The organism is Kluyvera sp. (genome assembly GCF_047971185.1).
Classification (GTDB): Bacteria; Pseudomonadota; Gammaproteobacteria; order Enterobacterales; family Enterobacteriaceae; genus Kluyvera.
On sequence record NZ_JBKDZH010000036.1, the window covers coordinates 52,715 to 65,250 of the forward strand.

14 protein-coding genes are annotated in these 12,536 nt (G+C 54.9%); 9 read left to right on the forward strand and 5 right to left on the reverse strand.

All coding sequences use genetic code 11. From position 1 onward, the window contains the following. Window positions 1–94 precede the first annotated feature (94 nt). From ACK5JN_RS10640 to ACK5JN_RS10670, 7 genes are read left to right on the forward strand one after another with little or no spacing between them, the layout of a single operon-like run. Window positions 95–979 (forward strand): FliM/FliN family flagellar motor switch protein, encoded by an 885-nt coding sequence (locus tag ACK5JN_RS10640; protein ID WP_416870152.1) that lies wholly within the window; start codon window positions 95–97, stop codon window positions 977–979. Further along, on the forward strand, window positions 972–1,370 hold the full coding sequence (gene fliN / locus ACK5JN_RS10645; RefSeq protein WP_416870153.1) for a flagellar motor switch protein FliN: 399 nt from the start codon (window positions 972–974) through the stop codon (window positions 1,368–1,370). The genes ACK5JN_RS10640 and fliN overlap by 8 nt, the downstream gene beginning before the upstream one ends. Beyond that, entirely contained in the window at window positions 1,367–2,122 is a 756-nt protein-coding gene (gene fliP, locus ACK5JN_RS10650) for a flagellar type III secretion system pore protein FliP (protein ID WP_416870154.1), read from the forward strand. The genes fliN and fliP overlap by 4 nt, the downstream gene beginning before the upstream one ends. A 2-nt stretch (window positions 2,123–2,124) precedes the next feature. Then, a complete protein-coding gene (fliQ, locus tag ACK5JN_RS10655; RefSeq protein ID WP_167574731.1) occupies window positions 2,125–2,397 on the forward strand; it encodes a flagellar biosynthesis protein FliQ in 273 nt (90 codons plus the stop codon). Between the two features lie 6 nt (window positions 2,398–2,403). Then, window positions 2,404–3,177: a flagellar biosynthetic protein FliR gene (fliR, locus tag ACK5JN_RS10660; RefSeq protein ID WP_416870155.1), complete on the forward strand. Its 774-nt coding sequence runs from the start codon at window positions 2,404–2,406 to the stop codon at window positions 3,175–3,177. Further along, window positions 3,177–4,310, forward strand: a complete 1,134-nt coding sequence (gene flhB / locus ACK5JN_RS10665; RefSeq protein WP_416870156.1) for a flagellar biosynthesis protein FlhB — start codon at window positions 3,177–3,179, stop codon at window positions 4,308–4,310. Before fliR ends, flhB begins: the two co-directional genes overlap by 1 nt. Beyond that, window positions 4,297–6,393 (forward strand): flagellar biosynthesis protein FlhA, encoded by a 2,097-nt coding sequence (locus ACK5JN_RS10670; protein ID WP_416870157.1) that lies wholly within the window; start codon window positions 4,297–4,299, stop codon window positions 6,391–6,393. The genes flhB and ACK5JN_RS10670 overlap by 14 nt, the downstream gene beginning before the upstream one ends. A 44-nt stretch (window positions 6,394–6,437) precedes the next feature. Here ACK5JN_RS10670 and ACK5JN_RS10675 read toward each other — a convergent pair whose 3' ends face one another. Next, on the reverse strand, window positions 6,438–7,427 hold the full coding sequence (locus ACK5JN_RS10675; protein WP_416870158.1) for a lysozyme inhibitor LprI family protein: 990 nt from the start codon (window positions 7,425–7,427) through the stop codon (window positions 6,438–6,440). A 167-nt stretch (window positions 7,428–7,594) separates the two neighbouring features. On the opposite strand from ACK5JN_RS10675, the gene ACK5JN_RS10680 reads away from it, so the two are divergent. Then, complete coding sequence (locus tag ACK5JN_RS10680; protein ID WP_416870159.1) at window positions 7,595–7,852, forward strand: hypothetical protein; 258 nt, start codon at window positions 7,595–7,597, stop codon at window positions 7,850–7,852. A 101-nt stretch (window positions 7,853–7,953) separates the two neighbouring features. Here ACK5JN_RS10680 and ACK5JN_RS10685 read toward each other — a convergent pair whose 3' ends face one another. From ACK5JN_RS10685 to ACK5JN_RS10700, 4 genes are all read right to left on the reverse strand, one after another. Continuing rightward, window positions 7,954–8,916 carry a LacI family DNA-binding transcriptional regulator gene (locus tag ACK5JN_RS10685; protein WP_416870160.1) on the reverse strand — a complete coding sequence of 321 codons (963 nt, stop codon included), beginning with the start codon at window positions 8,914–8,916 and terminating at the stop codon, window positions 7,954–7,956. 96 nt (window positions 8,917–9,012) lie between these two features. Continuing rightward, window positions 9,013–9,318, reverse strand: coding sequence for a PTS N,N'-diacetylchitobiose transporter subunit IIA (chbA, locus tag ACK5JN_RS10690; protein WP_064540875.1), 306 nt, complete (start codon window positions 9,316–9,318; stop codon window positions 9,013–9,015). Window positions 9,319–9,340: 22 nt separating this feature from the next. Next, window positions 9,341–10,666, reverse strand: coding sequence for a PTS sugar transporter subunit IIC (locus tag ACK5JN_RS10695; protein WP_416870161.1), 1,326 nt, complete (start codon window positions 10,664–10,666; stop codon window positions 9,341–9,343). A gap of 10 nt (window positions 10,667–10,676) precedes the next feature. Then, window positions 10,677–10,991 carry a PTS sugar transporter subunit IIB gene (locus ACK5JN_RS10700; RefSeq protein ID WP_416870162.1) on the reverse strand — a complete coding sequence of 105 codons (315 nt, stop codon included), beginning with the start codon at window positions 10,989–10,991 and terminating at the stop codon, window positions 10,677–10,679. Window positions 10,992–11,168: 177 nt separating this feature from the next. Here ACK5JN_RS10700 and ACK5JN_RS10705 point away from each other — a divergent pair, with 177 nt between their 5' ends. Continuing rightward, window positions 11,169–12,428 (forward strand): PTS sugar transporter subunit IIC, encoded by a 1,260-nt coding sequence (locus ACK5JN_RS10705; protein WP_416870163.1) that lies wholly within the window; start codon window positions 11,169–11,171, stop codon window positions 12,426–12,428. Window positions 12,429–12,536: the final 108 nt, after the last annotated feature.

Below are 12,536 nucleotides of genomic sequence, written 5' to 3' on the forward strand. Positions count from 1 at the left end.
AAATGCGTCGATGAAAATTTTTCGCGACCGTTATCGATAACCGTTAACGGCGCCTTATTGTCTCACCAGGACACGTTATCAAACCGGAATAATCATGTACCCTGCTTCACAGCGAATCAGAATCCATCAGCAGGATAATCTTCCTGAGCTGGTAAAACTGGATGTCAGCAAACTCGGTCGTCCATGGCATAAGCTACCTAAGTTAATGAACGATAGCTTTGACATTCTTGACGCGCGCCTGAGTATTTATTTTCTGAAGAAGCTACGTGTTAACGCTGCGTTAGAATCCATGACCTTCGCGATCGACCAGAATTACAAAAATGCGCAAATATTCTCAACGCCGTATGGGAATATGGCCTTTGTGATTGATCGTATATTATTACTAAACATCCTCCATGATTATTATGGCCTGAGCAAAGACAGCAGCCATATTGAACCGGATGAATCACTGCCGATCACCAAAACGGAAGAGCGCCTGAAAAGCAAACTGGGCCAGGAATTAACCTCGCTGGTCATTTGCAAAGAAACCTTCGGCGAAGATCTGGAGATTAAAGTCGATTATTCCACGGTGATTAATCAGTGGGCCTGGTGCATAACCTTCAAGCTTGAAGGCTATAGCAACGGCAGCTTTACCGTGCTGCTCGACAACCCGCACGTTGACCAGATGCTGGCGCAGATGCGTGCTCCCGATCAAAAAAACCGCGGCGTGGAGAAAAGCGTCAGCCTGAGTCCGGCGCAGATCGAACGCCTGTTCGATAGCCTGCCGCTGAAGCTGGATGGCCGCCTCGCCAGCCTGAACCTGACCGTCGCGCAGATCGCCGACATCAAGCCGGGCGACATCATCCCTATCGCCATTAATGACCCTTTACCGGTGTTTATCGGTAAAGAACAGATTTTTGAAGCCACTATTGCCGAAGATCGCAGCAAGCTTTTTTTATGCGATATCCACGACAAGACAACCGAGAAGCCTTATGAGTGATTTACAACAAGAGCTGAGCCAGTCCCTGGATCTGGACGACCTGAACCTCAGCGACATGACCCAGGAAGAGACCGTTGAAGGCAACATCCGTCTCGATTTACAGCTGGAAACGCGCAACGCGCCGCTGACCGACGTGCGCCGCATGGCGCTGTTCAGCCGCATTCCGGTAACGCTAACGCTGGAAGTCTCCTCGGTGAATATCTCGCTGGCCGAACTGATGGCGGTGAACAGCGATTCCGTGATTGAGCTGGATAAAATGGCCGGCGAGCCGCTGGATATCAAGGTCAACGGCATTGCGTTCGGTAAAGCGGAAGTGGTCGTGCTGAACGATAAATACGGCCTGCGCATCATCGAATTCAACGCCAAAGAGCTGGGTGAGCTAACCCGATGAACCGCGCGTTATACCGCGGCGGCATCCCGCTGCTGCTGCTCATCGGCCTGCTGTTTGCCCAGCCCGCGCTGGCGGCGAACGGCGATATCACGCTGTTTAGCGCCACCGCTAACGGTGCGGGCCAGGATTACAGCGTTAAAATTGAAATCCTGATCCTGATGACCCTGCTCGGCCTGCTGCCGATCATGGTGCTGATGATGACCTCTTTCACCCGCTTTATTATCGTGCTGGCGATTCTGCGCCAGGCGCTCGGGTTACAGCAGAGTCCGCCCAACAAGATCCTCACCGGCATCGCGCTGGCGCTGACGCTGCTGGTGATGCGCCCGGTGTGGACCACCATTTATGCCGACGCGATTGAGCCGTTCCAGAATGACCAGATCACCCTCAAGCAAGCGCTGGTCAACGCCGAAGCGCCGCTGAAGAAGTACATGCTGGCGCAGACCAACAATAAAGCGATGGCGCAAATCATGACCATCGCCGGTATTGAAGGCGACGCCCGCGAGCAGGATCTGACCATCGTGACCCCGGCCTACCTGCTGAGCGAGCTGAAAACCGCCTTCCAGATCGGCTTTATGATTTACATCCCGTTCCTGGTTATCGACCTGATTGTGGCCAGCGTTCTGATGGCGATGGGGATGATGATGCTGTCGCCGCTGATCGTCTCGCTGCCGTTTAAGCTGATGCTGTTCGTACTGTGCGACGGCTGGACGCTGATTGTCGGCACCCTGACCGCCAGCGTACAAGGAATGTAGCGATGATGAACATGGACACCGCCGGCGATATCATGGCCTCCGGCATTCACCTCGTCCTGCTGATTTCCGCCGTGGCGATTGTCCCCAGCCTGCTGGTCGGCCTGTGCGTGAGTATTTTCCAGGCCACCACCCAGATCAACGAACAGACGCTGAGCTTCCTGCCGCGTCTGGTGGTGACGCTGGGGGTGCTGATTTTCGCCGGAAAGTGGATGCTGACGCAGCTGGTTGATTTTACCGTCCAGATATTTCATCAGGCGGCGGCGCTGGTCGGTTAAGCCAACATGGGAATCGATATTCAGGCGCTGTGGACGCCAATGATAGCCCTGGTGCTGCCCTTCTTTCGCATCTTCGCTTTTTTGCAGTTTGCCCCGGTGCTCGATAACCGCGTGTTTTCGCGCCGGATCAAAATCGGCACCGCGCTGGCGCTGACCATCATCATTACTCCGATGCTGCCCAATAACGTGGTGATCAACGAGCTGTTCTCGCTGCGCGCCATTCTGCTGATTGGTGAGCAGCTGCTGTGGGGATTCTTCTTCGGCATGGCGTTACAGCTGGTGTTTATCGCGCTGCAAACGGCGGGGCATATCCTGTCGATGAATATGGGGCTGGGGATGGCGATGATGAACGACCCGATCAACGGCAGCTCCACCACGGTCATTTCGCAGATTATCTACGTTTTCTGCGCGCTGCTGTTTTTCATTATGGACGGGCACCTGCTGCTGGTGACCATTCTGTTCAAAGGCTTTAGCTACTGGCCCATCGGCCAGGCGATTAACCAGCCGACGCTGATGCTGATCGCACAGGGGCTAGGCTGGATTATGGCTTCGGCGACGCTGATTGCGCTGCCGACCACCTTCGTGATGCTGATTGTACAGGGCGGCTTCGGCCTGCTAAACCGCGTCTCACCGACGCTGAACCTGTTTTCCCTCGGCTTCCCTATCAGCATGCTGTTTGGCCTGCTGTGTATTTCGATGCTGGTCACCAACATTCCTGACCACTATCTCAACCTGACCAACGAAATTCTGGCGAAACTCGACGCCATAAGGGTGCAGTAATGGCCTCCAGCGGAGATAAAAGCGAAAAACCCACCGCCGGCAAGCTGCGCAAGGCGCGGCAAAAGGGGGATATTCCCCGCTCGAAAGATTTAACCATGGCGGTGGGCCTGCTGGCCTCGTTCTTTACCCTGGCCACCTTTCTTCCCTACTACCGTCAGCTGATTGGCGAATCGTTTACCGCCGTCGGCACGCTGGCGCAAGACCTTGATAACCCGAACGTCCTGAACCAGTTTTTGCTGCTGAATCTGTGGGTGCTGCTGCGTTTTATCGCCACGCTGATCCCCATTCCGCTGGCCTGTATCATCGCCAGCCTGGTGCCCGGCGGCTGGATTTTCACGCCCAGCAAGCTCAAGCCGGACTTTAAAAAGCTCAGCCCGATTAGCGGCGTCAAGCGCATGTTCTCCGCCAGCCACTACACGGAAGTGGGCAAGATGATGCTGAAATGCGCGACGATCCTCGCCGTTATCTACACGATGGTGCACGATCAGATGGACAACCTGCTGCATCTCCAGCGGCTGTATCTGTACCAGGCTATCGGCCAGGGTTTTGCCATTTTCCATCACGTTGTCAGCTATTTCGTCGCCGTTATCGTTATTTTTGCCCTGCTGGATGTGCCGTTAAGCAAATTCATGTTCACCAAAAAAATGCGCATGACCAAGCAGGAAGTGAAGGAAGAGTACAAAAATAACGACGGTAACCCGCAAATTAAAGGCCGCATTCGTCAGCTGCAACGACAGATGGCGATGGGGCAAATCTCGCGCACGGTGCCTGAAGCCGACGTCATTATTACCAACCCGACCCACTACGCCGTGGCGCTGAAATATGACCCGCAGAAAGCGGAAGCGCCGTACATTGTCGCCAAAGGGATTGACGACGTGGCGCTGTGGATTCGTGAAGTGGGCGCCAGCCACAAGGTTGAAGTGGTGGAATTCCCGCCGCTGGCGCGGGCGGTGTACTACACCACCCGCGTTAACCAACAGATTCCGGCGCAGCTGTTTCGCGCCATCGCTCACGTGCTGACCTATGTCATGCAGCTGAAGTCCTGGCGCGAAGGCCGCGTTGAGCAGAAACCCCGCCTGAACAGGCACATAGACATTCCTCAAGAGGTATTAAAAGCCAATGGCGAACAGTAAGATGCAAAACGTGTTCGGCATGCTCCGCAAGGCGCAGATTGCCGTGCCTATCCTGCTTCTCTGCGTGCTGGCGATGGTTATCCTACCGCTGTCGCCGCTGATGCTGGATATTCTGTTTACCTTCAACATCGTGCTGGCGGTTATCGTACTGCTGGTTGCGGTGAACATGCAGCGTCCGCTGGACTTTGCCATCTTCCCAACGCTGCTGTTGATCACCACGCTGATGCGCCTGACGCTGAACGTGGCGTCGACCCGCGTGGTGTTACTGAATGGTCATCAGGGGGAAGGCGCGGCCGGTAAGGTCATCGAAGCCTTCGGCCAGGTGGTGATCGGCGGCGACTTCGTCGTCGGTTTCGTGGTGTTTATCATCCTGATGATCATCAACTTCGTGGTGGTCACCAAGGGTGCCGAGCGTATCTCCGAAGTTTCGGCACGCTTTACGCTGGACGCCCTGCCGGGTAAACAGATGGCGATCGACGCCGACTTGAACGCCGGGTTGATTAACCAGCAGCAGGCGCGTACCCGTCGCCAGGAAGTGGCGAAAGAGGCCGACTTCTACGGCGCGATGGACGGTGCGTCCAAGTTCGTGCGCGGCGACGCCGTCGCCGGGATTATGGTGCTGATCATCAACGTGATCGGCGGTATCTGTATCGGTATATTCAAATACGATCTCGATGCCAGCCACGCCTTCCGTCAGTACGTACTGCTGACTATCGGTGACGGCCTGGTCGCCCAGATTCCGTCCCTGCTGCTGGCCACCGCCGCCGCCATCATCGTAACCCGCGTCAGCGAAGGTAACGACGTCAGCGACGAAATCAAAACCCAGCTGCTCTCCAAGCCGAAGGTGCTGTACACCGCCGCCTTCGTGATGTTTATCCTCGCTGTCGTGCCGGGCATGCCGCACATCGCCTTCCTGAGCTTTACCGCGCTGCTGCTGTTCGCCGCCTGGCGGCAAAGCAAGGTGGTACAGCCCGCGCCGCAAGAGACGGACATGGAGGCCATCAATGAAGCGCTGGCCCCGGACACCAACCCGGCCATCACCTGGGACAGCATTCCGCTGGTCGAACCGATTGGCCTGAACCTGGGCTATAAGCTGGTGACGATGGTGGATGAGTCGAAGGGCAGCCCGCTGTCGCTGCGCGTGCGCGGGGTACGGCAGGTGATTTCCGAGCTGTGCGGCGTGCTGCTGCCGGAAATTCGCATCCGCGAGAACTTCCGCCTCAAGCCCGCGCAGTACGCGATTCACATCAACGGCATCCGCACCGCATTGGGCGAAGTGAACGCCGAGAAGCTGATGGCAATCCCCGGCGCCGAGCTGTACGGCGAAATCGACGGCGTGCTGGATACCGACCCGGCGTACGGCATGGCGATTGTGTGGATTGACCCGGAACAAAAGGCCAAAGCGCTGAACCTCGGCTATCAGGTCGTGGATTGCGCCAGCGTGGTGGCGACGCACGTCAACAAGGTCGCCCGCGAGCATCTGCCGGAGCTGTTCAACTATGACGATATCACCCATCTGCACGCGCGTCTGGCGCAGCAGGCGCCAAAACTGGCGGAAGATTTAAACGCCGCGCTCAACTACAGTCAGCTGCTGCGTATCTATCGCCAGCTGCTGCTGGAGCAGGTATCGCTGAAGGATATCGTCACCATCGCCTCAACGCTGCTGGAAAGCGCGGCGGTCACCAAAGATCCGGTGCTGCTGACCTCGGACGTGCGCTACGCACTGCGCCGCGCCATCGTGCACAATATCAACGGCGACCGCCCGCAGTTGGCGGCCTATACCATTGATAATCAGCTGGAAAATATGCTGCTGGGGGCGCTCAATCAGGCGCAGCAGGCGGGTAAAGTGGCGCTGGACAGCTTCCCGGTGGATCCCAACATTTTGACCCAGCTGCAAAATACGATGCCGATGATTTACGAGCAGATGAAAGCGAAAAGCTTGCCGCCGCTGCTGTTAGTGACGCCACAGCTGCGGCCGGTCATTTCACGCTATGGCCGCCTGTTTGCCAGCGGGCTGCACGTGCTGTCGTACAATGAAGTGCCGGACGATGCCGACCTGAACGTGGTGGGGACGCTGGCGTAGTAGGTACCCTCTCCTTTAACCAGGGAGAGGGTAAAAACCGTCACTTACTGATCGAGGTAGCGGAGCTTCCATTCCGCTATCGTCCGCGGCATTTTTCGTAGGTCATTGCCCTGCGTGCTGAAGTAAGAGAACGCCAGCTTGCCTTTGCCATCTGGCTCAACCCGCGCCGCCCAGATATTGCTGGCGGTATACATCACAATGGCCGTGCGGGTATTCGCCGCGCCGCGGACCCACATCGACACCGCCGTGGCGCCGATATTGTCTATATCTTCATGATAGATATAGATATTCGCCGTATCGACAAACTTCTGATAATCCTCGCCCACCAGCGTGCGGAAGCGCTCATCCATTTTCGGATCGGTAAAAATCTCCAGCGATAACAACGTGGCCTTAGGGCGCGGGTCCTGCTCGGATTTCAGATAGCGGCCATCGACAAACGCCCCGTTAGGCAACGACAACCGGCAGCCCCAGTCGGCGTTGCTATAGGCCTGAATCGCCCCGCTCTTACGTGGAATAAACAGCACTTTACACTTTTTGCTGTCGACCATGTCGTCGATGAGCACCATACCGTTAATCTTGCGCGCCTCGGCGGTAAACTCATCCTTATTCAACCCCGCCCAGATACGAATATCGGTGGTGATCGACCAGTCCGCGCTATGGCTGAACTGGATCACGCCGCCGCTCATGTTGGCCGCGCTGGTATTCCACCAGCGCCCTTCCCACGCGAAGTCCGGCTGCGCTTCGGCTATTTTACTGATCCCGGCGTAGTAAGCGCGCTCAATACAGCTGTCCGATGAGCAGTCCTCCAGCGATTTCTCCCAGGCCAGATAATCCTTATGTACCTGGCGCGCATCCCGATACACCAGCATCGCGCGGTAAACGCTCGACATCGTCTCATCCAGCCAGCTCAGGTTTTCGTTATTACAGATGGTATTTTCCAGCGGCGTGGTGGCGCGCTGGCACTTCACCGCATAAGCGCTGGAGGCAGAAAATGCCATAATAAGAATGAGTAAATTAATCAGCCGCGTAATCATTTAGGATACTTTTTAACCAGGAAGAGCGCTTATTTTGGCGAAAACAAACTTTTATTGCAATAAAACAGGATCAATTATTCACCATTCAAATAATTAATCCATGCTTAAGTTGTAGCAATAAGCTGTCGCTTGTTTATTACGTGTGTTCATTTTTGGATTATCACGTTATGAAGATAGACAGTAGTAATTACACGCTTTCGGTACTTTCTTCTTACTCTTCAACGGAAAAAACCGAACGCAAACCGCTTGGCATCCTGCGTCACAGCGGCCAGCACTCCCCACAAGCCGGCAACTGGAAACTTTCCGACCCCACGCTTTCCGCCGTCGTCAGCCTTCGTAGAGGCGATGTGATGCCCTATTATCAGGGTAAATCGGTAGCATGGGCATTAATGGAATATGATTTAACAGAACCGATGGAGAACTAATATTTAACTAACTTTTCACTTATTAAATATTTAAGCTTTATTTCTGTAACTCGATGTTCTTTACGCGGTGAAAATAAGCTCTTCACCGCGTATCGTTCGTATTAACTAATATCAGCAACCGAAGACCGCGCCACCAGACGCCCGGTAAATGCCCGCCCTTCCGGTACAAACAGGGAATGGCCGTCAATTAATGCGCGAATACGCTGTACGCAATGTTCCAGCAGTTGTTCAACGGGATAGGCAATGCAGGTCAGCGGCGGATAGACCAGCGACGCCAGCGGCGAATCTTCCAGACTAACCAGCGACACTTCCTGCGGGATCGCAATATTGAATTCACGCAGCAGGCGCATCGCTTCAGCGGCATAGCAGTCACGTTTGGCGATGATCGCCGTGTATTTCGTGAAGCTATTGATCAGCGTCAGCAGCGCCTGCTCAATATTGTTATTAGCCATCACCAGTAGCTGCCGGTTAAACGGCAGGGAGAAATTTTGCAGTACGCTACGGTAGCCGTCGAGCATCTGCTTGCTGGCGACGTCGTTTTCATTGTCTAACAGCAGCGCAATATTACGGTGGCCTTTGCCCAGCACGTAGCGACAGGCGCTTTCGGTGGCAAACGCGTAGTTATAGCCCTGGCTGGCGCTGCCTTTCGCGGAGAATTCGTCGAAAGCGATCACATTGCTGGCGACATCGCCGCTGTTACGGCTCAGCGTGACGACCGCCACACACTGATGCTGCAGGCTTTCAACCGCGGCCTGCTGTTCTGCGGCGTCGTTGACGTACTGAATTATCAACGACTTATTCAGGGACTTGACCGCCTGTGACAGCTGGGGCAGCAGCGTGGCGCTAAACCCGGCTTCGTTGGCAGGCAGCACCATGCCGACGTAGCTGGAGGTGTTGCTCGCCAGATTCTGCGCCGCAAAGCTTGGGCGGTAGTTCAGCTCTTCTACCGCGCGTAATACGGCCTCTCGGCTCTCTTCACGAACGCCACGCGTCCCCGTCAACACGCGCGAAACGGTGGCACGGGAAACGTTGGCTAACTTTGAAACATCATCAATAGTAGGCATGGTGTCGTCTGTATTACGGTTTTCTCCCTATAGTAACATAAATACGTACAGGTATTCGCCAACTCCCCGGCGCAAAATGGCCGGGGAGGCAGAGGGTTAATGACGCGTGCGGTAGAGTTCAATCAGCTCGCCAACCAGCTCTTTGGCCAGAATTGAGGTCATCAGATGGTCCTGCGCGTGCACCATCACCAGCGTCATTTTGGTCTTCCCTTCACCTTCATCGGCTTCGATCAGCTGCGTCTGCACCCGATGCGCTTCGCGCGCATAATGCTGCGCCTGCTCCATCTTCTCATCGGCATCGGCAAAATCGCCGGTTTTGGCGCTATTCAACGCTTCATAGCACAGGCTACGCGACTGACCGGCGTTGATAATAATCCCCATCACTTGTTCTTCTAAATCCATAACATCCTCTCAATACAACACATTACGCGGTTTCAGACTGCCCAACGCGGCTTTCCGCCTCAGCATCGCCGGTTTCCTGCGACAGCAGCTGTTTCTCGTACGCCTTCAGGAACGGGTAGTACATGACGGCGGCAGTCACCATACAAATCAGACACATAATGATCGGGCTGAACGACCAGTTTGCCGCCCACGATGCGCCGATAGGCGCAGGCGTGGTCCACGGGGTCATCGACACCACGCGGGAAACCAGACCAAAGTCGAGGGCAAAGTAGGCCAGCGTGGCGTTAACCATCGGCACCAGCACAAACGGAATGAAGAACAGCGGGTTCATGATGATCGGCGCACCGAACAGAATCGGCTCGTTGATGTTAAACAGCCCCGGCACCACGCCCATACGGCCAATCGTACGCAGGTGCACCGCCTTGCTGCGCATCAGCAAAATCGCCAGCGGCAGCGTGGAACCGACGCCGCCAATCAGCAGGTAGTGATCCCAGAATCCCTGCACGTAGATATGCGGAATCGCTGTACCGGCGGCCATCGCAGCCTGGTTAACCGACAGGTTCGCCATCCAGAACGGGTTCATAATGCCGGTGACGATCAGCGCGCCGTGAATCCCGGCAAACCACAGGATCTGACACACCAGTACGGAGAGCAAAATAGCCGGCAAGGTGTCGGAGGCCGCGACCAGCGGTTTGACCAGCGACATGATCGCTTCCGGAATAATCATCCCCAGCTGCGCTTCAATAAACAGGTTCAGCGGATGCAGCGTCAGCGCTACCGCCAGAACAGGGATCAGGATCTCAAAAGAGCGCGCCACGCCGGTCGGAACTTCCGGCGGCAGACGTATGGTGATGTTGTGACGGCGCAGGAAGGCGTACAGCTCGGTGGTGTAAATCGCCACCAGCAGCGCGGTGAAAATGCCCTGCCCGGAGAAATAAGCGACCGATATCTGTCCATCTTTCAGCGGTGCGGCCACCAGCAGGAAGCCCATCAGCGACAGCATGCCGGACGTCAGCGGGTCCAGATCGTGATGACGCGCCAGGCTGGCGGCCACGCCGACGGAGATAAACAGCGTCATGATGCCCATGCTGAAGTTAAACGGCAGCATCAGGCTCTCACGGTGATCCAGCGAAAATTGCAGCCAGGCGCGGGCAAAGCCCCAGCTGGTATCTGGCGAAAACGGCGGGAAGATAAACACCAGCATAAACGAACCGACGATCATAAACGGCAGCGCGAGAATAAAGCCATCGCGAATCGACGTGACGTACTTTTGCTGGCCAATCGCGCCAGCCATTGGCGTGATTTTCTGTTCTATCACGCTGATTAATTTAGCGTACAGAGAGCTCATGTTTTATCCCTTAGTTATTGTTATCAATTAATGACAGGGCAAAATCTAAAACCGCGCCGCCTTTCTGCATGCCGTAATCCATCATGTTGATCGGCTCTACTTTGATGCCGTAAGCGCTGGCTTTATGCTGCAAATCTTTCTGCATGTATTTCACCTGCGGCCCCAACAGCACCACCTGATAGTGGCCCACCTGCTGTTCAAACTCGGCCACGCCAAAGGCTTTGATATCGACCTCCAGACCACGTTTTTCCGCCTCTTCCACCATTTTTTTAACCAGCAAACTGGTGGACATCCCAGCGGAACAACAAAGCATAATTTTCTTCATGAAAAACTCCTGACTGAGTAGTAACGATGAGCGGACTATAATCATGCGGAAATAAAACGGAAAGCGCTTTCCAAAGATGAATCCGTTAAATGTGAGCGCGATCACCGGTTGCAGGCTTTCACTTTATTGGGATGTAGGCGATGATCCGGGCTCCTCCCGTCCGATATAAGGTTCGCCATGAACATTCAGTTTATGAATGTTGCTGTGACGCTGATTGAGCAGCGCGTTACGCCTTTCGCCAATCTTCTGACCCGCAGCCAGCACATCACCGCCATGCGCGACAGTTTTGCGCTGGCCATGCCCTTCGTCATCGTGGGCAGCCTGATGGTGCCGCTGATCTTTCCGCCGTTTGCTATCAATGGCGCGTGGTATCAGGCGATTCGCCCCATGCTGTTACCCACTTTTGAGCTGACGATTGGCCTGATTGCGCTGATCATCGCCTTCGGCGCCAGCGCCAGTTTAGGCAAGCAGTATCAGCTCCCCGAACGGCTTTCCGGGCTGACGGGATGCCTGGCGTTTCTGGTATTTATTGGCTTTAAGGAAAACGGCGGCAGCAATCTTTTTCTTGGCGGGATGGGAATATTTAGTGCTTTAATTTCAAGCTTTTACTCCGTTGAAGTGATCAGGATTTTTTACCGCAAAGGCTGGTGTATCCGTCTGCCTGACGAAGTGCCGATCATGACCCGCAATGGCTTTCAGCTGCTGGCGCCGCTGCTGGTGATTATGCTTTCGATTACCGCCATGAATGCCGGGCTGAAGCTCAACACCGGGATGATCCTGCCTGAGCTGATCAGCGAAGCGCTGCGGCCGCTTATCATCGCTTCCGATACGTTAACGGCCTTACTGATATCCCTGCTGATCTGCAATTTACTGTGGTTTGTCGGCATTCATGGCGCACTGATTATCACCGGCATTATGAACCCGTTCTGGATGACCTATCTGTTTGAAAACCAGCAGGCATTGGTTAACGGCGTAACGCCGCTGCCGCATATTTATCTGCAAGGATTCTGGGACTTCTACCTCCTGATTGGCGGGATCGGTTCTACGCTCCCGCTGGTTTTTATGGCCTTACGCAGCCGCTCGCGGCAGCTAAAAAGCGTGGGCAAAATCGGCCTGATACCCTCGCTGTTTAATATCAACGAGCCGATACTTTTTGGTTTTCCGATAATACTTAACCCGCTATTTTTAATACCGTTTATCGCCGTCCCCATGATCAATGCCTGCATTGCGTGGTATCTCACGCACCTCGGTGTGCTTGACCGCGCCGTGGCAATGCTGCCCTGGTCGATGCCCGCCCCGCTGGGGGCAGCATGGTCGGCCAACGGTAGCTGGAAAAACATGTTTATGTGCTTATTCGCTTTCTTCAACGCCTGGATGATCTATCGTCCATTCTTTAAGGTCTACGAACGGCAACTGACGGAATCTGAAACCCGCTAGTCGATCTCCATCACACTTTTATTCTCGCCAGCGCCTTACCGCCGCTGGCTTTTTTATTCCCTTCAGCTAAAAAGTCGATCTACATCACGCTTTCATCTGAACAATCTC

Coding starts and splice junctions, on each gene's coding strand:
- fliQ (WP_167574731.1), top strand. CDS start 2,125: ATGATGAACATGGACACCGCCGGCGATATCATGGCCTCCGGCATTCAC.
- ACK5JN_RS10705 (WP_416870163.1), top strand. CDS start 11,169: ATGAACATTCAGTTTATGAATGTTGCTGTGACGCTGATTGAGCAGCGC.
- fliN (WP_416870153.1), top strand. CDS start 972: ATGAGTGATTTACAACAAGAGCTGAGCCAGTCCCTGGATCTGGACGAC.
- fliP (WP_416870154.1), top strand. CDS start 1,367: ATGAACCGCGCGTTATACCGCGGCGGCATCCCGCTGCTGCTGCTCATC.
- chbA (WP_064540875.1), bottom strand. CDS start 9,318: ATGGATTTAGAAGAACAAGTGATGGGGATTATTATCAACGCCGGTCAG.
- ACK5JN_RS10695 (WP_416870161.1), bottom strand. CDS start 10,666: ATGAGCTCTCTGTACGCTAAATTAATCAGCGTGATAGAACAGAAAATC.
- ACK5JN_RS10675 (WP_416870158.1), bottom strand. CDS start 7,427: ATGATTACGCGGCTGATTAATTTACTCATTCTTATTATGGCATTTTCT.
- ACK5JN_RS10700 (WP_416870162.1), bottom strand. CDS start 10,991: ATGAAGAAAATTATGCTTTGTTGTTCCGCTGGGATGTCCACCAGTTTG.
- flhB (WP_416870156.1), top strand. CDS start 3,177: ATGGCCTCCAGCGGAGATAAAAGCGAAAAACCCACCGCCGGCAAGCTG.
- ACK5JN_RS10680 (WP_416870159.1), top strand. CDS start 7,595: ATGAAGATAGACAGTAGTAATTACACGCTTTCGGTACTTTCTTCTTAC.
- fliR (WP_416870155.1), top strand. CDS start 2,404: ATGGGAATCGATATTCAGGCGCTGTGGACGCCAATGATAGCCCTGGTG.
- ACK5JN_RS10640 (WP_416870152.1), top strand. CDS start 95: ATGTACCCTGCTTCACAGCGAATCAGAATCCATCAGCAGGATAATCTT.
- ACK5JN_RS10670 (WP_416870157.1), top strand. CDS start 4,297: ATGGCGAACAGTAAGATGCAAAACGTGTTCGGCATGCTCCGCAAGGCG.
- ACK5JN_RS10685 (WP_416870160.1), bottom strand. CDS start 8,916: ATGCCTACTATTGATGATGTTTCAAAGTTAGCCAACGTTTCCCGTGCC.